The organism is Longispora albida DSM 44784, from assembly GCF_000379825.1.
Taxonomy (GTDB): Bacteria; Actinomycetota; Actinomycetes; order Mycobacteriales; family Micromonosporaceae; genus Longispora; species Longispora albida.
Genome location: NZ_KB903814.1, coordinates 274,546 through 294,043, shown reverse-complemented (window position 1 = coordinate 294,043; position 19,498 = coordinate 274,546). Strand labels below are relative to the sequence as shown.

The 19,498-nt window shown below is 72.8% G+C and carries 18 protein-coding genes; 8 read left to right on the top strand and 10 right to left on the bottom strand.

Features of this window, described 5'->3' with window-relative positions:
• Positions 1-2: 2 nt before the first annotated feature.
• Positions 3-773, bottom strand: coding sequence for a hypothetical protein (locus tag A3G1_RS0105635; protein WP_018348495.1), 771 nt, complete (start codon positions 771-773; stop codon positions 3-5).
• Positions 774-809: 36 nt separating this feature from the next.
• Complete coding sequence (locus tag A3G1_RS0105630) at positions 810-2,258, bottom strand: DUF7779 domain-containing protein (protein WP_018348494.1); 1,449 nt, start codon at positions 2,256-2,258, stop codon at positions 810-812.
• 397 nt (positions 2,259-2,655) lie between these two features.
• On the opposite strand from A3G1_RS0105630, the gene A3G1_RS0105620 reads away from it, so the two are divergent.
• Positions 2,656-3,111: a hypothetical protein gene (locus A3G1_RS0105620; RefSeq protein WP_018348492.1), complete on the top strand. Its 456-nt coding sequence runs from the start codon at positions 2,656-2,658 to the stop codon at positions 3,109-3,111.
• A 45-nt stretch (positions 3,112-3,156) separates the two neighbouring features.
• Here the strand turns inward: A3G1_RS0105620 and A3G1_RS0105615 are convergent, their stop codons facing one another.
• The 7 genes from A3G1_RS0105615 to A3G1_RS0105585 all read right to left on the bottom strand — a co-directional run bounded on the left by A3G1_RS0105615 (position 3,157) and on the right by A3G1_RS0105585 (position 12,649).
• A complete protein-coding gene (locus A3G1_RS0105615; protein ID WP_018348491.1) occupies positions 3,157-4,143 on the bottom strand; it encodes an asparaginase in 987 nt (328 codons plus the stop codon).
• Positions 4,144-4,233: 90 nt separating this feature from the next.
• A complete protein-coding gene (locus A3G1_RS0105610) occupies positions 4,234-4,836 on the bottom strand; it encodes a CHAP domain-containing protein (protein ID WP_018348490.1) in 603 nt (200 codons plus the stop codon).
• 45 nt (positions 4,837-4,881) lie between these two features.
• Entirely contained in the window at positions 4,882-5,433 is a 552-nt protein-coding gene (locus A3G1_RS33310) for a DUF4760 domain-containing protein (RefSeq protein ID WP_018348489.1), read from the bottom strand.
• 94 nt (positions 5,434-5,527) lie between these two features.
• On the bottom strand, positions 5,528-6,250 hold the full coding sequence (locus A3G1_RS0105600; protein WP_018348488.1) for a DNA-formamidopyrimidine glycosylase family protein: 723 nt from the start codon (positions 6,248-6,250) through the stop codon (positions 5,528-5,530).
• A gap of 8 nt (positions 6,251-6,258) precedes the next feature.
• Positions 6,259-10,776, bottom strand: a complete 4,518-nt coding sequence (locus tag A3G1_RS0105595) for an ATP-dependent helicase (protein WP_051110458.1) — start codon at positions 10,774-10,776, stop codon at positions 6,259-6,261.
• The gene (locus tag A3G1_RS0105590; protein WP_018348486.1) at positions 10,773-11,672 is read right to left on the bottom strand and encodes a DNA-3-methyladenine glycosylase family protein; all 900 of its coding nucleotides are present in this window, start codon (positions 11,670-11,672) and stop codon (positions 10,773-10,775) included. The genes A3G1_RS0105595 and A3G1_RS0105590 overlap by 4 nt, the downstream gene beginning before the upstream one ends.
• Before the next feature lie 5 nt (positions 11,673-11,677).
• Positions 11,678-12,649 carry a LysR family transcriptional regulator gene (locus A3G1_RS0105585; RefSeq protein WP_018348485.1) on the bottom strand — a complete coding sequence of 324 codons (972 nt, stop codon included), beginning with the start codon at positions 12,647-12,649 and terminating at the stop codon, positions 11,678-11,680.
• A 91-nt stretch (positions 12,650-12,740) separates the two neighbouring features.
• Here A3G1_RS0105585 and A3G1_RS0105580 point away from each other — a divergent pair, with 91 nt between their 5' ends.
• The 4 genes from A3G1_RS0105580 to A3G1_RS0105565 are packed head-to-tail and all read left to right on the top strand — an operon-like array spanning position 12,741 to position 15,667.
• On the top strand, positions 12,741-13,085 hold the full coding sequence (locus A3G1_RS0105580) for a hypothetical protein (protein ID WP_018348484.1): 345 nt from the start codon (positions 12,741-12,743) through the stop codon (positions 13,083-13,085).
• Between the two features lie 37 nt (positions 13,086-13,122).
• Complete coding sequence (locus A3G1_RS33305) at positions 13,123-13,683, top strand: VOC family protein (protein WP_018348483.1); 561 nt, start codon at positions 13,123-13,125, stop codon at positions 13,681-13,683.
• Between the two features lie 3 nt (positions 13,684-13,686).
• Positions 13,687-14,262, top strand: a complete 576-nt coding sequence (locus tag A3G1_RS0105570) for a TetR/AcrR family transcriptional regulator (protein ID WP_018348482.1) — start codon at positions 13,687-13,689, stop codon at positions 14,260-14,262.
• Positions 14,246-15,667 carry a carbon-nitrogen hydrolase family protein gene (locus A3G1_RS0105565; protein ID WP_018348481.1) on the top strand — a complete coding sequence of 474 codons (1,422 nt, stop codon included), beginning with the start codon at positions 14,246-14,248 and terminating at the stop codon, positions 15,665-15,667. Before A3G1_RS0105570 ends, A3G1_RS0105565 begins: the two co-directional genes overlap by 17 nt.
• Here the strand turns inward: A3G1_RS0105565 and A3G1_RS0105560 are convergent.
• Positions 15,656-16,528, bottom strand: a complete 873-nt coding sequence (locus A3G1_RS0105560; RefSeq protein WP_018348480.1) for a haloalkane dehalogenase — start codon at positions 16,526-16,528, stop codon at positions 15,656-15,658. The two genes, A3G1_RS0105565 and A3G1_RS0105560, sit on opposite strands and share 12 nt — an antisense overlap.
• Positions 16,529-16,619: 91 nt before the next feature.
• Between A3G1_RS0105560 and A3G1_RS0105555 the strand changes: the two genes are divergently transcribed.
• From A3G1_RS0105555 to A3G1_RS0105545, 3 genes are all read left to right on the top strand, one after another.
• Positions 16,620-17,102, top strand: a complete 483-nt coding sequence (locus tag A3G1_RS0105555) for a MarR family winged helix-turn-helix transcriptional regulator (protein ID WP_157640929.1) — start codon at positions 16,620-16,622, stop codon at positions 17,100-17,102.
• Between the two features lie 61 nt (positions 17,103-17,163).
• Positions 17,164-18,261, top strand: coding sequence for a calcium:cation antiporter (locus tag A3G1_RS0105550; RefSeq protein WP_018348478.1), 1,098 nt, complete (start codon positions 17,164-17,166; stop codon positions 18,259-18,261).
• Positions 18,262-18,289: 28 nt separating this feature from the next.
• A complete protein-coding gene (locus A3G1_RS0105545) occupies positions 18,290-19,426 on the top strand; it encodes a glycosyltransferase (protein ID WP_018348477.1) in 1,137 nt (378 codons plus the stop codon).
• Positions 19,427-19,498 lie beyond the last annotated feature (72 nt).

Genomic DNA, 19,498 nt, shown 5'->3' with positions numbered 1-19,498 from the left:
CATCACTCAGCTCTGAGCCGCACGCCCTTGACCTGCAGGGCCTGCGGCATCCCCACCGTGGGGGCGAACAGCCCGGTCAGGCTGAGCGTGGCCGTGGTCGCCTCCGGTGGCGGGTTCCCGGACAGCGTGATCGTCGCGGTGACGGGGATCGATCCAGCTGGCACGTTGATCTCCAGGTCGCCTGCGGCGGGCATGGAGGCGGGCTTGAGCGTGCTCCCGCCGGCCAGCACGAACTGGCAGCCTCCGAACAGGTGGATCGTCACCGGTACGTCACCGGTGTTGACGGCGCGGACCCTGATCTTCGTGTAGTGCCTGGTCACGCCGACCCCGGTGACCTCGACCCGCAAGGGCCCCGCCGTGCCGGCCGCCGTCGCCACGAGCCGCTCGGCGCGGATCTTCTCGTTCCCCGTGAGCCATCCGGCAGCCCACTGGACACCGAGGACAGCAGCGTACCCGGTAGCCGCGAGCACCAGCAGCACCACCAGCGCCCAGCCCAGCCCCCGCAAACGGCCAGGCCGGTGCGGGGGAGGCGCGGGCGGGACGCCGGGCACCGGCACCGGCGCTCGGCCGACCGCACGCGGCCGCTCGCCCGGCGACTTGAGCAGGTCGAGCGCGATGGCGCCGAGCCCGCCGAGCAGCGTGACACCGACTGTGACGGCCGGGGGCACCTTGTACTGCTTGAGCACGTCCACCAGGAACGTCACCGTGGTACTCAGCACCAGGGCCGCCACGGCGAACCAGAACATCCGGACCTTGCTCACGGAGCCGCCCATGCGCTCAGCGTAACCGTGGAACTGCGTACTGGTAACTCAGATCACGGACACACAGGCGGCGTTCCGGCGTTCCATCAGCTCGGCGGCCTCGGCCTTCCACTGTGCACGCTCGCCGTCGGTCAGCTGGCCGAGCGTCACGGCCTGGACGAGCCGGTGGACGGAGGTCAGCCCGTCGGCCGGCTGCTGGAGCAGCGAGTACCTGCGCAGGGCGATGATCGCGTTGTTCAGCTCGAACGGGTTCCCGGCCAGCGCCCGGCTCTGGGCCCCGGGGCCGGCGGGCTCGGCGAGCAGGTCGCGGTACGGGATGGCGTCCGGCGCGTAGCACGACAGCAGCCGCAGCAGCGTGACAGCCGAGGGCTCGTGCCGGGCGAGGTGCTCGAACGCTACGAGCCAGACGGCCGCGACCCCTTTCCCGTACGCGGTTCCCCCTGACTCGGCGAGCAGCGCTGCCCGGGCGTCCTGGTCGCGAAAGAGGGCCAGGTACCCGCCGATCGACTCCCCGGCGGCCCTGATGTACGCCGCGGCCTGCTCCAGGGCCAGCGGCAGCCCGCCCAGCTCCTCGGCCAGCGCCCGGGCCGCCCCGGCGTCGGGGTCCTTGGTGGCAGCCGTCAGGTACCGGGCGGCCGTCGCCGCGTCGAGCACCGGTACCGGCAGCGCCTGCTCGTCCGGCCACAGTGGATGCTGGCTGGTGACGATGACGTGACCGTCGCCGACCGGCGGGATGACGTGCCGGATCGCGGCGGCCTCCGGTACGCCGTCGATGATGACCAGCCACCGGCCCGGGCGGGTGGCCAGTGCCGTGTGCACCTGGAGTACCGGATCGGTGCTGTCCCGCCCGGCCCGGTCCCGCACGCCGAGGATGTTGGCGAGCTGCGCGAAACCGGACCACAGCGCGCCTGGCCCGTCGGCCGGGATCTGCCAGACGAGCTGGTAGCCGTGCCGGTACCGGTGGGCGTACTCCACGGCGGCGCTGGTCTTGCCGACCCCGGCGATCCCGGTCAGCGCCACGATCGCCGGGGCGAGCGGTGCGGCGGCCAGCCGGTGCGCGATCTGCCCGATCAGGTCCTCCCGGCCGGTCAGCCCCGGCAGCCGGGTCCCGAGCCGGATCGGCGTGAGCTGCGGCTGGGCCGGCGGTGTCCGGTCGAGGGCGGCGAGAGCCTGGCGGAACTGGGCGGCCAGCGCCTGCGGATCAGCGAGCCCCGCACGCTTCGCCAGGTACCTGACCAGGCGGGCGAGGGCATCCGGATCGGCGGGGGCGTGACGGCCGGCGCACCAGTTGCGGATCGAGTTCACGCCGCGTGGCCGGCGGCCGGGGACCTTCGCCTGGGGGAACGCCGCGCGGGCCATCGCGTCCCAGGTCGGCTGGCCGGCCAGCTCGCGGAGCCTCGCCAGGTACCTGCCGAGGCTCTCCTTGCCGTGCACGGCCCCGGACGGGAGTTCCCTGCCCGGGACCCAGAGGGTTGGCTCGTTCACGGAGTGCGACACGGCTGCACAGCTTAGGGCGTGCCGCCTGCCAGCACTGCCCCGTGAGCTGATTGTTCAACTGGACAGGAACTGCACGGTTTCCGGGATTGACTGGCCCCTGTCAGCCGAACTTCGGGTGAAGGAGTCCATAGTGGAACCCCATTGCATGACGAAGTGTGCGATTGCCGACGCCGCCGGCCAGGCCGGCCAGCAGGCATCCATAGTGTCCTGGCTGTGGGAGAACCTGACCTGGCTTGCCATGATCGTGACCTGATCTGTGTCAGCTGCCGCGCTGGCCGGCCCGCCGCTAGGCCTGCGGGGCGTTCCGCCTGGCGGTACGCCAGTTCCGGCTAACGGCCGACGCGCACGCCGTTCCGGCGCGATGATGGATGCGGAGCTGCGGCGAGCGGGGGCGGTCATGGCAGAGCAGCTGATGGTACGGCGCGTCGTCTACATCCAGGCCGAGGGCACGGACGTGCTCCTGCTGTGCCGGCGCGGCGGCGGGCCGGCGAACGAGGCCAAGGTGCCGGCCTGGCAGACCCACGAGGACGCCAGCTTCGTGGCCGACCCGGAGGCGGACCGGCGCCAGGCGGTGTCGATCGCCGAGCGGCTGCTCCTCGGCGGGGAGTGCCGGGCTGGCGAGGGCGAGCCGGCCGAGGCGCACGACGGCACCGACCCGATGACCGGCCTGGCCAGAACCGACTTCTTCTACCAGGTCAGCGTGACGTTGCCCTTCGGCCATCCCGACCGGTGGGCGTGGCCGTTCCTGGGCGGTTTCGGCGAGCGGCGGGAGACGGGCGCGGTGTGGTTCGAGCCGCTGCCCCTGCTCTTCTCCCTGCCGGCAGGCCTCGGCGCCGGCCTGGCCCTGACCTAGGGAAGCTCTTCGGGAGGGCACGAGGTGTGCCCTCCCTGCCGCGTCTCAGGCGGTCACGAGCGGGGCCGTGCCGGCCAGCCAGGCCGCGGCCCGGACGGTACCTACTGCCCGGCCGCCGCCGAGCACCTCGACCCGGCACAGCTCCCCGGTACCGGCCGCGCCGAGCATGCCCAGCAGCGCGGCACAGACCGGGGGCACCGCCCGGCGGGACCCGTCGCTGACCTTGAACGCGTAGGCCCAGCCGCCCGGCAGCGCCCCGGCCTGCACCCCTTCGGCACCGGCCTTGGTGAGCAGCCCCGGTACCGCGCGCATCAGCAGGGTGTCGAGCCTGGACGGCCCGGCCACGTACTCCGGGTGCGCGCGCATCGCGTCGGCGACCCGGCGCGCGGGCGTGCCGGGGGAGGCGAGGACGGCGCTGCGGTACAGCCGGGCGAGGCCGAGGAGGCTGATCGCGTGTACCGGGGCGCCGCACCCGTCGGTCGCCGTCCACGCCACGTCCTCACCCGCCCCCTCAGTCAGGGTGTCGCGGATGAGTGCCTGGATGGGGTGGTCCGGTTCGAGGTACGAGCCGATGGGCCAGCCGTTGCGGCAGCAGGCTGCGAGCATCGCCGCGTGCTTGCCCGAGCAGTTCATCAGGATGGGGGCCGGCCGGACTCCGGCCGCGACGTGCTCGGCCTCCCTGCCCCTGGGCAGAGCGGCTGGTGTGCGCAGCGCGTCGGCCCGCAGGTTCGCGGAGGCCAGGATCTCCCGCACGCCAGCCAGGTGGAAGCCCTCCGCCGAGTGCGAGGCGGCGGTCAGCGCCGTGAGGTGGCCCGGCAGCTCGATGCCCGCCTCGGCGACCGCCGTGGCCTGGGCGAGTTTGGCGCAGGACCGGGGCAGTACCGGCTGCCGCGCGTCGCCGTAGGCCGCGGCCACCTCACCGCCCGGGTCCACGATGACCAGAGCCCCGTAGTGCCGTCCCTCCACGAACCCCGAGCGCACCACCTCCGCGAGCAGCACGCCCTGGCCGGTGTCCGCAGCTGTCTGCTTCATGCCATCCCCCAAAATGGAACTGACCTGTCCTTAATGGGACATAGGGGGCGGTAAGGCATGACGCGGTTTTGCCAGCTGGCTGCTGGTTCGTCAGGCCGCTGCCGGCGAGGCGAAACCCTCGATCGTGTCCCAGGACCGGGGCACGTGCCGGCGCGCGGTGACCGCACCCGTCGTGTTGCCCTCGATCGTGCTGAACCAGCCGAGGTGCACGGCGGTCACCACACCGATGTGGTCGGAGTTCCCATCGGGTACCTCGAAGGCGCCGTCCCGGTAGACCACCAGGTCGCCCGGCCTCGGCGTGTAGCCGGAGTCAGCCGGGTGCCACGTCCCGTGCTTCTCCCCGTACTGCCGGCCGGACCGGGCCCACGCGTCGATCCCCTTCGCGCCCGGCACCCCAGCGTTCGTCCACAGGTACCTCGCGAACTCGGCGCACCACGGGCCTCGGTTCCAGCCGGCCGGGCAGCCGGCCGCCCCGCCGCGCGCCTGGCCCGAGTAGTAGTTGCAGCCGTCGACCTCGTGATCGCGGTCCGTGTTGGCCAGCTCCCGCTCGGCCAGCTCCACGACCTTGCCCGCGGCCGGCGTCGCGGGATCGGAGATCGGCCACAGCGCGACCGTCGCGGCCACGCCGAGAAGCACGAGCACCGTAACGCCCGCGATCAGCCACTTTGCCCGCCGCTTCCCCCGGATCTTCATCCGGAGACTCTCGCACAGGCCATCCGCCTCCCGCGATCCCCGGCTTTACGCGGTGGTGAGGCTCAGCCGGGACTGGGCGATCCGGCCGGCCCGCCGCCGTTCCAGCTCGCCGGCCAGCCACAGCAGCTCCTCGTACAGCCGGGGGTTCTCCGACTGCTCCCGGCAGTGCTCGATCCACGGCCGGTAACCGTCGGCGATGGACCGCAGCCGGGTGCCGGCCGCGCGCTCGATCAGCGTCAGGTCGAACACGTCCGTGCGGACGCCGGCCGCCAGCAGCTCGACCTGCCCGAGGTACTCCGAGACCAGCCGGGTCAGTTCCGCGTCGCCCTCCTCCTTCACCAGGAGCGCCGCCGCCTCCGCGTCCCGCCCGCCGGGCAGCACGGCCCGCAGCTGCGCGCGGATCGACAGGGTGGAGGCGTAGAACTCGATCGTCGCCTGCAGGCGCTGCCGGTCGTGGCCGGCCCGCCCGGCCCGCACCGACTCCCGTACCTGATGGCCCAGCTTGCGGAACAACCAGAGGAACGCCCCGGCGACGACGGCGTTGACGACGATCGCGGAGAAGGCGGCGGCCACGGAAAGGCCCTCGAAGGTACTCATGATGGAGATCTACCAACGTGACGCGCCTTCGATCCACAATGGCCGGATCGGGCTTTGTAATGTCCAAGATCTGACGGATACGATCCGATCCGGCTCACGACCGCTGGCAGGACGGGCACCAGTAGGTGACCCGGCCGGCGAGCGTGTCCCTGCTGATCAGGCCCCGGCAGCGCGGGCAGATCCGCTTGCCGTAGACGAGCGGCTGCCGCGAACCGCTCAGCAGCTCCTGCGCGATCGTCACGAGGCCGGCCAGGTCCGGCACCGTACCCGCCGGGGCGTAGGGCGAGACCCTGGCCCGGAACAACGTCTCGGCCTTGAAGATGTTGCCGATCCCGGCCAGGTTGCGCTGGTCCATGAGGGCTTCGCCGATCGGCACCTCCGGGCGCGCCGCGATCCGGCGGGCTGCCTCACTCGCGTCCCAGTCCGAGCCGAGGAGGTCGGGGCCGAGGTGCCCCACGAGGTCGTTCTCCCGTGCGGTGGGCACGATGGCCAGCTCATGCAGGTGGTACCCGACGATCGCCCACCCGGCCACCCCCAGCACCACCCGGATCAGGTGGCCGGGCCCGCCCGTCCAGCGCTCGCCGGCCCGGTACGCCCGCCACGAGCCGTCCATCCGCAGGTGCGAGTGCAGGGTGTACTCGCGGTCGAACCGCAGCAGCAGATGCTTCCCGCGCGCTGCGGACTCCCGCACGACCCAGCCGGAGAGGTCCGCTGTGGCCAGCTGGGGTACCCGGAAGTCCGAGCTGGTCAGCGCCTGCCCGGTCAGCAGCTCGCCGAGCCGCCGGGCCGTCCGCAGGACACTGTCACCCTCGGGCACGGCTCCACCTAGCTCCGCAGCCGCATGCCGCGCGGCGTGACCCGGAAGCCAGCCGCAGCCAGCGCGTCGCCCAGCGGCGAGGCCTGGACCTCCTGCCCGTCGGCCCGCTCCACCGACAGGGCGCCGAGCGCGCCGGACTTCACAGCTCCGGCGAGTGCCGCGGCGGCCTTGGCCAGCGCGGGCTCCTCGTGGGTGAACGACAGCAGCGTGCGGCCGCCGCGCTCGACGTACAGTGCGAGGTCGCCGTTGACCAGGACGACCAGGGCACCGGCCTTGCGGCCCGGACGGTGCTCGCCCTCGGCCGGGCTGGGCCAGGGCAGCGCGCCGCCGTACGGGCTGGCGGGGTCGGTCGCCGCCAGTACGAGAGCGCCCGGCTTGTCGTCCGTCAGCGCACGGAGCCGGTCGACAGCGCCCGGCACCGCGAACTGCGCCGCGCCCAGGCCCTCCACGAAGTACCCGCGCCGGGCCGCCCCGCGCTCCTCCAGCGCGGCCAGCACCGGATACACCCCGGCGAAGCCGCCGGCCGTGCCCTCGGCCATGACCGCGCCCCTGGTCAGCACCCCGTGCCGCTCCAGCAGGACGTCGGCCTGCGCTGCGGCCCGCCGGGTCGGGTCGGTGTCCCGCTCGGGGAGCCGTGACCAGCGCCCGGCCACAGTGGGCGGACCCGACCGGCTGGGCATCACGGGCCGCCCCGGCCTGCGGAACCTGGCTCGTGGGGCCGCCGGCCTGCCCCGGTGCGTACCGGCACCGCCGAGCACCACCCGCAGCGCGCCCAGCGTGTCATTCGTGAGCCAGCCGGCCCACACGAGATCCCAGATGGTGCCGGCGAGCTCCTGGTCGTCTCCGGCGCCGACCTCGTCGGACAGCTGCCGGAAGAACAGCGCCCGGCCGCCGTCGAGGGCCGCGAGGACCGCCTCGTGCTCCGGGATCATGGTCAGGGCCTCGTCGGGCGGCGGGAGCAGGAGGGGGGCCTGGTCGGCGTACGCGAGCATCACCCAGCCGTCGCTGCCCGGGATCGACCTCGTCCCGGCCCAGACCACCTCACCGCTCGCGCACAGCTCGTCCAGGTACGCGGGGGAGTAGTCGGCGACTCTCCCCGGCAGTACGAGAGATTCGAGCGCTGACGCCGGGACGGCAGCACCCTGAAGCTGCTCGATGGCGGCCGCGACCGCGTCGAGCCCCCGGCCGGGAGTGTGAACCTGCTGCCAGTGCGGCAGGAAGACCCCCAGCGTCCGGGGCGGGACCGGCTCGATCTCCTTGCGGAGGGCGGCCAGCGAACGGCGGCGCAGCAGCCGCAGCACCCCCGGATCGCACCACTCGGGACCGGTACCCGCCGGGCTGAACTCGCCGCGCAGCACCCGCCCGGCCGCCGCCAGCCTGCGCAGCTCGTGGTCTGCGATCGACACGCCGAGCCCGAACCGGTCGGCGCACTCCGCGCTCGTGAACGGCCCGTGTGTCCGGGCATAGCGGCTCAGCAGGTCACCCAGCGGATCGGCCACCGGCTCCAGATACGCCTGGGGCAGGCCCACCGGCAGCGCGACCCCGAGCGCGTCGCGCACCCGGGCCGCGTCCTCGGCGGCCAGCCAGCGGTCCTCGCTCGCGATCCGGACCCGGATGGCGCGCCGGGCCTGGGCCAGGTCCTCCAGCCAGCCCAGCTCCGCGCCGCGCAGCACCAGCTCGGCCTCCGACAGGTCACCGAGCACCCGGAGGATCTCCGCGACATCCTCCGGCCCGGCAGCCTGGCGGCCCTCGGTCAGCCAGCCCACCTGCCGCACGGTCTCGGCCACCACGTCGGGGTCGAGCAGCTCCCGCAGGTCCACCCGGCCGAGCAGCTCACCGAGCAGGCCGGAGTCCAGCGACAACGCGGCAGCCCGGCGCTCGGCCAGCGGCGCGTCGCCCTCGTACAGGAACGCCCCGACATACCCGAACAGCAGAGAGCGGGCGAAGGGCGAGGGCTTCGGCGTCTCCACCTCAGCCAGCCGGATGCCCCCGCTGGCCAGCTCGCGCATGACCCCGGTCAGGCCCGGCAGGTCGAACACGTCCTGCAGGCATTCGCGGGCGGCCTCCAGCGTGATCGGGAAGTCGGGGAAGTCCTTGGCCACGTCGAGCAGCTGGGCCGCGCGCTGCCGCTGCTGCCACAACGGCTGCCGCCGGCGCGGATCCCGCCGGGGCAGCAGCAGTGCCCGCGCCGCGCACTCCCGGAACCGGGCCGCGAACAGCGCCGACGTGCCAACCGACTCCTCGACGAGCTGCCCGATCTCCTCGGGGTCGAACACCACCAGCTCCGCACCCGGTGGCTCACCCGTCACGTCGGGCAGCCGCACCACGATCCCGTCGTCGGACGGCAGCACCTGAGCGTCGACCCCGTACCGCTCGGCCAGCCTCCGCCCCACCGCCAGCGCCCACGGCCCGTTGACCCGCGCGCCGAGTACACAGTGGACGGCCAGCCGCCAGTCGCCCAGCTCGTCGCGGAACCGCTCCACCACGACTGTCTTGTCGTCGGGCAGCACCCGGGTCGCGTCCTTCTGCTCCCGCAGGTACGCCAGGAGATTGCCGGCCGCCCAGTCGTCGAGCCCCCCGGCGAGCAGCGCGGCCGTGGCGGCAGGCTCCTTCTGCCGGGCCAGCGTACGCAGCCGCGCGCCGATCGCCCGGCCCAGCTCCACCGGCCGGCCCAGCGCGTCGCCCTTCCAGAACGGCATCCGGGCCGCGGCGCCCGGCGCGGGGGAGACGAGCACCCGGTCGGGGGTGATGTCCTCGATCCGCCAGGACGACGAGCCGAGCAGGAAGATGTCGCCGACCCGCGACTCGTACACCATCTCCTCGTCGAGCTCCCCAACGCGGACCGGCTTCTCTGCTCCCGCGAGGAACACACCGAACAGGCCACGGTCGGGAATCGTGCCGCCGCTCGTCACCGCGAGCCGCTGCACACCCGGCCGGCCGGTGACCGTACCGGCGTCGCGGTCCCAGACCAGCCGGGGCCGCAGCTCGGCGAAGGCCGTCGACGGATACCGCCCGGAGAGCATGTCCAGAGTGGCCTCCAGCGCCGAAGCCGGCAGCTCGGCGAACGGCGCGGCCCGGTGGACCAGCGCCGACAGCTCGTCCACCCGCCACGGCTCCATCGCGGTCATCGCGACGATCTGCTGGGCGAGGACATCGAGGGAGTTCCTTGGGTACCGGATCTCCTCGATCGCCCCAGCCGTCATCCGCTCGGCCACCACCGCGCACGACAGCAGGTCGCCCCGGTGCTTGGGGAACACGACGCCCCGGGAGATCGCGCCGACCTGGTGGCCGGCCCGGCCGATCCGCTGGAGCCCGGCCGCGACGCTCGGCGGGGCCTCGACCTGCACGACCAGCTCGACGGCACCCATGTCGATGCCCAGCTCCAGGCTGGAGGTGGCGACCACGGCTGGCAGCTCGCCCGACTTGAGCTGTTCCTCGATGTGCAGGCGCTCCTCACGGGACACGCTGCCGTGGTGGGCGCGGGCGATGACGGTCTCGGCCCCGGCCGCCGTGCCGGCCTGCGCCATCACCTCGGCAGGCGATCGCCCGGTCAGATTGTCCACACTGGACTCGGTGGCGATCTCGTTCAGCCGGGCGCAGAACCGCTCGGCGGCCCGCCGCGAGTTCGTGAAGACGATCGTCGACCGGTGCTGCCGGATCAGGTCGTAGACCCGCTCCTCGACGGCCGGCCAGATCGACGGCCGCCGCGAACCCTGGTCCTCGGACTCGTCCAGCGCGGTCATGTCCTCGACCGGCACCTCGACGGTGATCTCGATCGTCTTGTCGGTCTTCGGCTGCACGACCTCCGCCGGCCGCTCCCCGCCGAGGAACCTGGCCACCTCCGTCACCGGCCGCACCGTGGCCGACAGGCCGATCCGCTGGGCGGGGGCGGGCAGCAGCGCGTCCAGCCGCTCCAGCGACAGGGCCAGGTGCGCGCCCCGCTTGGTGGCTGCGACGGCGTGCACCTCGTCGATGATGACCGTGCGGACCCCGCGCAGCGACTCGCGTGCCGCCGAGGTGAGCAGCAGGAACAGCGACTCGGGAGTCGTGATCAGGATGTCGGGCGGGGTGCGGGCGAACTCGCGCCGCTCGCTCGCCGGGGTGTCGCCGGTCCGCATGCCGACCGTGATGTCCGGCGGCTCCTGGCCGAGCCGGGCGGCGGCCTGCCGGATGCCGGCCAGCGGGGTACGCAGGTTGCGCTCGACGTCGACAGCGAGCGCCTTGAGCGGGCTGACATACAGCACCCGGCAGCGGTGCAGCTTGTCCTCCGGCGGGCCTTCGACGGCCAGCCGGTCGAGCGCCCACAGGAAGGCAGCCAGCGTCTTCCCGGAACCGGTCGGCGCGACCACCAGCGCGTTACGCCCGGCGGTCACCGCCGTCCACGCCCCGGTCTGCGCCGAGGTGGGTGCCGCGAAGGCCCCGGTGAACCACTCCCGCGTCGCCTGCCCGAAATGCTCTAGTACTGCTGCCACGGCGCCATCCTTCCAGCACCCCCTGACAGTTTCCCGTGACTCGCGATTACTCAGTACCTGGCGAACGACCGCAGCGGCATCCGCGGCCCCCGCCGGGGCGCGCCGATCCCAGCCAGGCCGAGCAGCGCGCACACCCGTGCCCGGTGCCCGGCGAACGGTGCCAGCAGTTCCAGCATCCGCCGGTCGTCGGCGCGTGCCTCGCCGGCCAGCGCCCACGCCACCGTGTTCGGCAGGTGGTAGTCGCCGACACTCACGGCGTCCGCGTCGCCGTAGGAGGCCCGTACGACCTCCGCTGCCGTCCACGGGCCGATGCCGGCAATGCTGAGCAGGCGTTTCGTGGCCGTGGCCGTGTCGGAGCACCGTTCGAGGCGGCTGGCTTCGGCTGCTGCCCGGCGCAGAGTGTCCGCGCGGCGCTGCTCGACGCCGAGCGGGTGGAACTCCCAGTACGGCGCGGCGGCGATGACGGCCGGGTCTGGTGGCAGCCAGAGCGCCTCGTGGGGCCCCGGAGCCCGCTCGCTGAACTTCCGGACCGTCCCCGAGTACGCGTGGTAGGCCTCCTTCCCGGTCACCTTCTGCTCGAACACCGCCCGCAGGACACGCGGGAACACCTGTCCCGTGGCGGGGAGCCGGTGCCCCCGGTGCAGGCGGGCCAGTTCGGCGACCAGCGGGTGGGCCTGGGCCAGTTCGGCGAAGTCACCCAGGTCGTCGCTCAGCCCGGCGAGCTGGCCGGCCCGGTCCAGCAGCCAGGAAGCCCCGGCGCCGTACGCTTCCACCTCGATCGACAGGCCCGCCTGCCGCAGCGACACGCTTCCCGGGCCGTCCGGAGTCCGGGCAGCCAGCCAGAACGCGCCCTCGGCGAACCGCGCGCACGGGTCGTGCCCGCCCATCGGGAGCTGGCCGACGGTGGCGGAGAACTGGTAGCCGTCCGGCACGGCGAGTGTCCGGTGCATAGCCACTACTGTGGCAGCGGCAGGAGTACCGGATGCGCCTCGGGGTGCCGGTCCCACCACGGCAGCGTCCCGGTGGCCCGCGTCAGCGCCTCCTGGTACGCGTCGAGGGTCGCCTGGTGCACGAGGTCGATCTCGGCGTCGCTGACGAGTTCCGGCCGCCAGCGGATCAGCCTGTGCCCGGCCAGTGGCTGCCCGGCGAGGGGGCGGACGACGACGTCACGCTGGCCCGGGTACGTCGGAGCGCAGATCATGGCACCCTGCCCCGTCGCGACGAACTGCTCGGCGTCGATGGCCTCCAGGTTCGTGAACCGCAGCCGTGGCGAGAACCCGGCGGCCTCGCACGCCTCACGGAACATCGCCAGCGAGCCGTCGTCGGCGCCGGGCGGGCCGAGCCACCAGTCCCGGGCGAGGTCGGCGAGGTCGACGGTGTCGAGGCAGGCCAGCCGGTGGTCCGCGGCGAGTGCGACGTACAGCGGCTCGGGGTCGATGACGATCCGTTCCATCGCGCCGGGCGGGAGCGGCGGCAGGCAGCCCTTGTGCGCGCCGATCACCACGACGTCGGCGAGCCCGCTCGCGAGCAGCTGGGCGACGACGATGCCGGAGGAGTCGACCCTCGTGGTCACCTCGCGTCCCGGTAGCCGCTGCTGGAGCCTGGTCAGGAGCGCGCCGTTGAAGCTGCTGCGCAGCGCGCCGAGCCGCAGCTCGACGGCACCTCTGCTGAGGCCGCCGCCCGCTACCAGCTCGTTCATCTCCGACAGGATGCCGCGTGCCCGTTTCAGCACGAACTGGCCGAGGGAGGTCGGTTCCGCGCCCTGCGGGCCGCGCTCGAACAGCCTGCCGCCGAGCGTGGTCTCGATCCGGCCGAGCTGCGCGGTCAGGGCGGGCTGGGAGACGCCCAGGACCACTGCTGCCCTGGACACGCTGCCCGACTCGGCGATCTGGCACAGCACCCGCAGATGCCGTAGATCCAGCTCCATAAGATCAACGTTATACCTGGCTGAGATAGCCCAAACACCGGCCGATCTGGCACCCTAACCTTGTCATTACATGTGAGCCGGAGGCCCCCCGATGCCCACTGACCTACTCACCGCCACCGCTGCCGGTACGCTCGCCACCCTGAGCGCTGGAGGCAGGCACCGGGTGAGCTGCCTGCGGCTCGACGGTGGCGGTTCCTTCGTCTACTGGATGACCGAGGGCGAGACCTACCGTCTCTGCCACGACGGCACCGACTGGTCCGTCACCGGCGCGGAGTGGTTCAACCCCGGTCAGGTGTACCGGCTGAGCAAGGCCGTCACCACAGCCCAGGCCCTCCCGCTGTCCCCGCACGGCCACCTGGTCCTGCGGCCCGGCGTCACGTACGAGATCCGGGCCGGCCACACCGGCCGCTGGACGGTCTACGCCCTCGGAAACTGACGCGCGTACCGGTGAGGCCCGGGCCATGATGACGTGCATGGCTCACCTCAAGGACATCGTGTTCGACTGTCACCACCCTGCGGCAGTGGCCCGCTTCTGGGCCGCCGCGCTCGACGGGTACCAGGTCGCCCCGTACGACGAGGAGGAACTCGCCCGGCTCCGCGCCAACGGCGTCAACGACCCCGAGGACGACCCGACCGTCCTCGTCGAGCCCTCCTCCGGCAGCGGCCCGCGCTTCTTCTTCCAGCTGGTACCAGAATCGAAGGTCGTGAAGAACCGCGTGCACCTCGACCTGACAGCCGCCGGCCCAGCCGCGGAGATCCGGCGGCTGTGCGCCCTGGGCGCGAAGATCCAGGCCGAGCGGGACGACCTCACCGTGATGACGGATGTCGAAGGCAACGAGTTCTGCGTCGTGAGGAGAAGTAGCGGGGTCAGGCAGCCGGGTCCCGTGGGCCGCACACGCCGGGTGCCCAGTGCGGGAAGCGTGCCAGTGCCTCGCGGGTCTCGATGGTGTCGTACTCCCTGGCCACGGCCGGTGACTCTGCCCTGGCGCGGCTTCCACAGTCGACAGATCGACGTACGGCTCTATACGCTGTAGATTATGTCTACTGGGGACACTGCGGAGCGGATCGCGGCCGCGGCGCGCGAGCTGCTGCTGGCCGAAGGGGCTGCGGCGGTATCGATGCGCCGCGTCGCGCAGGCCGCCGGGATCACACCGATGGCCATCTACACCCACTTCCCGAACAGGGACGCGCTGCTGCGCGCCGTCGCCGGCCGGGCCTTCGCCGAGCTGGCAGGTTTTGGCGTGGTGTCCGGCAGTGACGCGCGGGCGAAGATCGGCGACCTGCTGGAGAGGTTCCTGGACTTCGCGCTCGGCGCGCCCCACCTCTACACCTTCCTGCTGACCGACCAGCGGCCCGGCGCCCGGCGGTTTCCCGATGGCTTCCGGGACGGCTCGTCGCCGACGTTCACCGTCGCGCTGGAGCTGGTCGAGGCCGGCATGCGCGAAGGCTCGCTGCGCGAGGACGATCCGCTGGAGGTCACGCTCGCGCTGACCACGTCGGTGCAGGGCCTCGTCCAGCAGTACCTCGGGGGCCGGATCGGCCTGCCGGAAGCTGAGTTCCGCGCGCTGTGCGCCCGGACGATCGAGAGGATCATCCATGGGCTCGGCGCGTAACACCGCCATCGCGGCCACAGCTTCGGCACTGCTGTTCTTCTTCGGAACCGGTTTCAGCCCCGTTCCGCCGCTGGTCCTGCTCGCCCCGCTGCCGCTGCTGTTCCTGGCTTCGCGCACGAGTGCACTGTGGACGGGCATCGCCGCGTTCCTGGGCGGGTTCTTCGGGGCGGCCAACAACTGGGCGCACGCCATGGACTCGGTCGACGTGCCACTGCCGATGGCACTCGGGATCAGCGCCGCCAACGGTACGGTGCTCGCTCTGGTCGCGCTGTTGTTCGGCTCGCTGGTCCGGAGCGGCCGGGCGGTCGTGGCGGCCATCGCTGCCCCGGCCGCGTGGACGGCGGCACTCTACGGCGTCTCCCTGGCCAGCCCGGCCGGCGTGGTGGGTACCCCGGCGAACAGTTTCGGGGACTGGGCGCTCGTGTTGCAGCCTGCCGCGTACGCCGGGATGTGGGGTGTGGAGTTCCTGGTCTTCCTGGTACCTGCCGTGATCGCAGCGCTCCTCGCGCCCGGGGTCACGCGGGTGGCCCGGCTGCGGGCCGGCGTGATCGGTGCCGTGGTGGTGACCGTCGCCCTGGCTGCCGGGGCTGTGCGGCTCGCCGGTGCCGGGCAGTCCCCGGCTGACCGGCACGTCGCGCTGATCGCGCCCAACAAGGGCCGCTGGGCGGCCGACATCACGAGCGCCGACGGCCAGGCGCTCCTCCAGTCCTATGTGGACGCGATCGGCGCGCTGCCGGGTAGTGTCCGGCTCGCCGTCCTGGCCGAAGCCGACTTCGGGATCACACCGGCGAACGCGGCCCAGCTCACCGGCCCGCTGGCCCGCCTCGCCAGGGAACGCGGCCTCGACATCGTGGCCGGGGCCGTCCTGCGAAGCGACCAGGGCAAGGCCAACGTCGCCATCGTCGTACCCGCCGGCGGTACGGCCCCGCTCACCTACACCAAGCAGCACGACCTCGGGGCGGACATCCTCGGTACCGGGCGCGTCACGATCCCCGGCAGCCGGACCGGCATCGCGATCTGCATGGACCTCAACTTCGCCGATCCGGCCCGCTCGTACGCGGCGGCCGGGTCCAGCATCCTCGCCGTACCGGCTGCCGACGAGACAGCCAACGGCTGGCAGCACTCCCGCACGGGCCTGCTGCGGGGTGTGGAGAACGGGCTCGGCGTGCTGTGGGCCGGCCGGAGCGGGAGTCTCATGATCGCTGACGGCTGGGGTCAGGTACTCGGCGAGACGCGCACAGACACGAACCGGCCCGGCATGGCCACCGTGGTCGCCCCGATGCCGGCCGCACCGGGCGCCACGGTGCACACGAGGCTGGGGGACTGGTTCGCGTGGCTGTCCGTAGGGATCGCGGCCGGTGCGATCGCGACGACGGCCGCCAGCCGGCGCCGGTCAGTTCAGTAGGCCGGTCCGGTCGAGCCACCGGCTGATCGCCGCGCCGATCGCCGCCGGCTGGTCCTCGGTGGCGTGGTGTGAGGCCCGCCCGGCGTACTCGGTCTCCAGGCCGGCCAGGTTCTCCGCGCACCAGGCGGCAGCCTGTTCCGTGATCATGAGGATCGGGGAGCCGTCGAAGGTCAGCAGCAGCTTCGGTACCTCCGGGCTGCCCGCCGCCCACTTCTGGAACGCGGTCAGCCGCTCCTGCACGTCGGCCGGGTCGCCGTCGACCGGGATGGAACGGGCCCAGCGCAGCAGCGGGCGGCGGCTCTCGGGGGTCGCGTACGGGGCCAGGTACGGAGCCAGCGTCTCCGGGTCCAGCGCGTTCAGGACGCCCTTCGTGTACGCGGTCTCGATCAGGAAGTTCGAGCCGAGTGCCAGTTCCGCGCCCTTCTCCGACCGGAGCAGTTCCGTGCGGGCGCGGGGGCCCTCGGCGAGTTCCGACAGCAGCGTGGACCGCAGGACGGCCTCGAAGAACGCGATGCCCTTCACCCGGCCGGGGTGCCGGGCGGCGAAGTCGAAGGCGAGCGCACCGCCCCAGTCGTGGCCGACCAGGACCACCTCGGTCAGCCCGAGCGCGTCGAACCAGGCGTCGAGGTATGCCGCGTGGTCGGCGAAGGAGTACTCGATCTCCGGCTTGCCGGAGCCGCCCATGCCGATCAGGTCCGGCGCGAGCAGCCGGGCGCCGCCGGTCACGGCCGGGAGCACGTTCCGCCAGGTGTGCGAGGACGAGGGGTTGCCGTGGAGGAAGACCACGGGCGGTGCGGCGGGGTCGCTGCCCGGTACGTCGATGTAGTGGATGGTCGAGCCGAGCACGTCGATGACGGGCATGGGAGCCTCTTTCGTTAGTCACGTAAACGTTCGTCGCATGAACAAAGCTAGATCGTTAGTCGGACTAACGCAAGAGGCTATGATCGGCGTCATGACCACGGCCTCCGACCCGATGCCCCCGGCGACCGATCCCCCCGAGCGGATCCGCCGCGTACCGAGCCGTCTTCTCGGCCTGGCCGCCGCCCAGGCCGACCGGCTGATCACCGCCGGGCTGGCCGGGGCCAAGGCTCACCGGTGGCACTACACGGTTCTTGCCTCGCTCGGCGACGACGGGCCTGCCAGCCAGGCCGGCCTGAGCCGCCGGACCGGCATCTGGCGCAGCGACCTCGTCGCCGTCCTCAACGAACTCGAAGCCGGCGGCTACGTCCTGCGTGCCCCGGACCCGGCCGACCGCCGCCGCAACGTCATCACGATCACCGAACCCGGGCGCGGCAGGCTCACGGAGCTGGACACGCTGGTCACCGCGCTCCAGGACCGGCTCATGGCCCCTTTCGACGCCAGGGAGCGGGAGCAGCTCGTCGACCTGCTGGCCCGGCTCGTCGAAGGGTTCCCAGCCGGGGGCTGCGAGCAGTAGCAACTGGACGATTCTGGCGATTGTGGACGCGAGGGGAACGCCGGGGCGGTAGACCCTACGTATGGCGACTTCCCAGCGGGTACTCGATCTCGGCGCGGTGGCCCTGCCGCCCCTCGGCCTGGCGGTGCTCGCGCTGAGCTGGGGGCGCGACCCCGGGCCGGTACTCGTCACGATCGTCGCCCTGACGCTCATCGGCACCGTGCTCGCCGCCGTGCACCACGCCGAGGTGGTCGCTCACCGGGTCGGCGAACCCTTCGGCTCGCTCGTGCTGGCCATCGCCGTGACCGTGATCGAGGTGGCCCTGATCATCACGCTGATGGTGGCGGGCGGCGAGGGCGCGGACTCGCTGGCCAGGGACACCGTCTTCGCCGCCGTCATGATCACGCTCAACGGCATCGTGGGCCTGGCCGTGCTGACCGGCTCGCTCCGGTACGGCGAGACGCGGTTCAACGCCGAGGGCAGCGGGGCGGCCCTGGCGACCGTCACGGCACTGGCCGGCCTGAGCCTCGTACTGCCCACCTTCACCACGACCACGCCAGGCCCGATGTTCTCGCCCGGCCAGCTCGCTTTCGCCGCAGCCGCGTCCCTCGTGCTGTACGCGAGTTTCGTGACAGCGCAGACCGTCCGGCACCGCGACTTCTTCCTCCCCGTCACCGCCGACGGCGAACCCGACGACGGCCGCGACCACGCCGACCCGCCCACCCGCCGCGCCGCGCTGCTCAGCCTCGGCCTGCTGCTCGCGGCGCTCGTCGCGGTGGTCGGGCTGGCCAAAGTGGAGTCGCCGGCCATCGAGTCGGGGGTGCGGGCTGCCGGGTTCCCGCTGTCGTTCGTCGGCGTGGTCATCGCCCTGCTGGTCCTCGCGCCGGAGACGCTCGCCGCGTTGCGGGCCGCGCGGCGCGACCGGCTCCAGATCAGCCTCAACCTGGCGCTCGGCTCGGCGATGGCCAGCATCGGCCTGACCATCCCTGCGATCGCCCTCGCGATGATCTGGCTGGACGGGCCGCTGCTCCTCGGCCTCGGCGCGACGCAGACCGTCCTGCTGTCGCTGACCGTCGTGCTCAGCGTCCTCACCGTCGTACCGGGCCGCGCGACCCGGCTCCAGGGCATGGTGCACCTGGTCCTGTTCGGAGCCTTCGTGTTCCTGTCGACCAACCCCTGACCGGCCGGCTCCGGGTACTGTTCCGCCGGTGCGGATCCTCTTCACTTTCATCGGTGGCAGTGGCCACTTCCAGCCTCTGGTACCTGTGGCCCGCGCGGCCCAGGCGGCCGGGCACGCTGTCGCGGTGGCGGGTAGCGGCAACCTCGTACCGGTCATCGAGGCCGCCGGGTTCACCGCGTTCGCCACGAGTGAACCGCGCCCGCGCCCGGCCAGCGAGCCTCCGCCAGCCCTCGAACCGGCCGACCCGGCGGGGGAGGACCGGCAGCTCCGGGAGGGCTTCGCCGGTACGGGAGCCCGCAGGCACGCGCGCGTGCTCCCGGACATCATCGCCGCCTGGCAGCCCGACATGCTCGTCCGCGACGAGGTCGACTTCGGCACGGCCGTGGTGGCAGAGCTGCTCGGCATCCCGTGTGCGACGGTGCTCGTCCTGGCCGCAGGGACGTTCCTCCGCAAGGAACTCGTCGCCGAGCCGCTGAACGACCTGCGCGCCAGCCACGGCCTGCCGCCCGACCCGGAACTCGGCATGCTCGACCGGGGCCTGGTCCTGTCGCCATTCCCGACGAACTTCCGCAGCCCGGCCCACCCGCTGCCGCCCACAGCCTTCTCGTACCGGCCTCACGACGTCACCCGTGCGGCGACGGCCCGCGAACGGCCAGCCGTGTACGCCACGCTCGGCACCGTCTACACCAACCCGGAACTCCACTCGCGGATCCTCGCCGGGCTGCGTGACCTTCCGGTCGACGTGGTCATGACCGTGGGCAAGCACCTCGACCCGCTCGCGTTCGGCCCGCAGCCCGCGCACATCCGGATCGAGCAGTTCATCCCGCAGGACGAGGTACTCCCGCACACCGACCTCACCGTCACGCACGCCGGCTCGGGAAGCCTGGCCGGAACGCTCGCCTGCGGCCTCCCGTCCGTGCTGCTGCCGATGGGAGCCGACCAGCCCCACAACGCCGAGCGGTGCGCCGCCCTCAGCGTGAGCCTGGTCCTCGACCCGATGACCGCGACACCGGGCACGATCCGGGAAGCGGCAGCCACGGTCCTCGCCGATCCCGCCTACCGGCAGGCGGCCCGGCGCGTCCAGCGGGAGATCAGCGAACTTCCCCCGGTCAGCGAAGCCCTGGCCCGCCTCGAACAGCTGCGGAACGAGGGCGCGGGCGGGTAACGCGATCACCCGGAGGAGGGAGCCGGGTCGCTCGCTGCTGGGAGGCGGGAGTGCTGGTGCCGCCGCGATGAT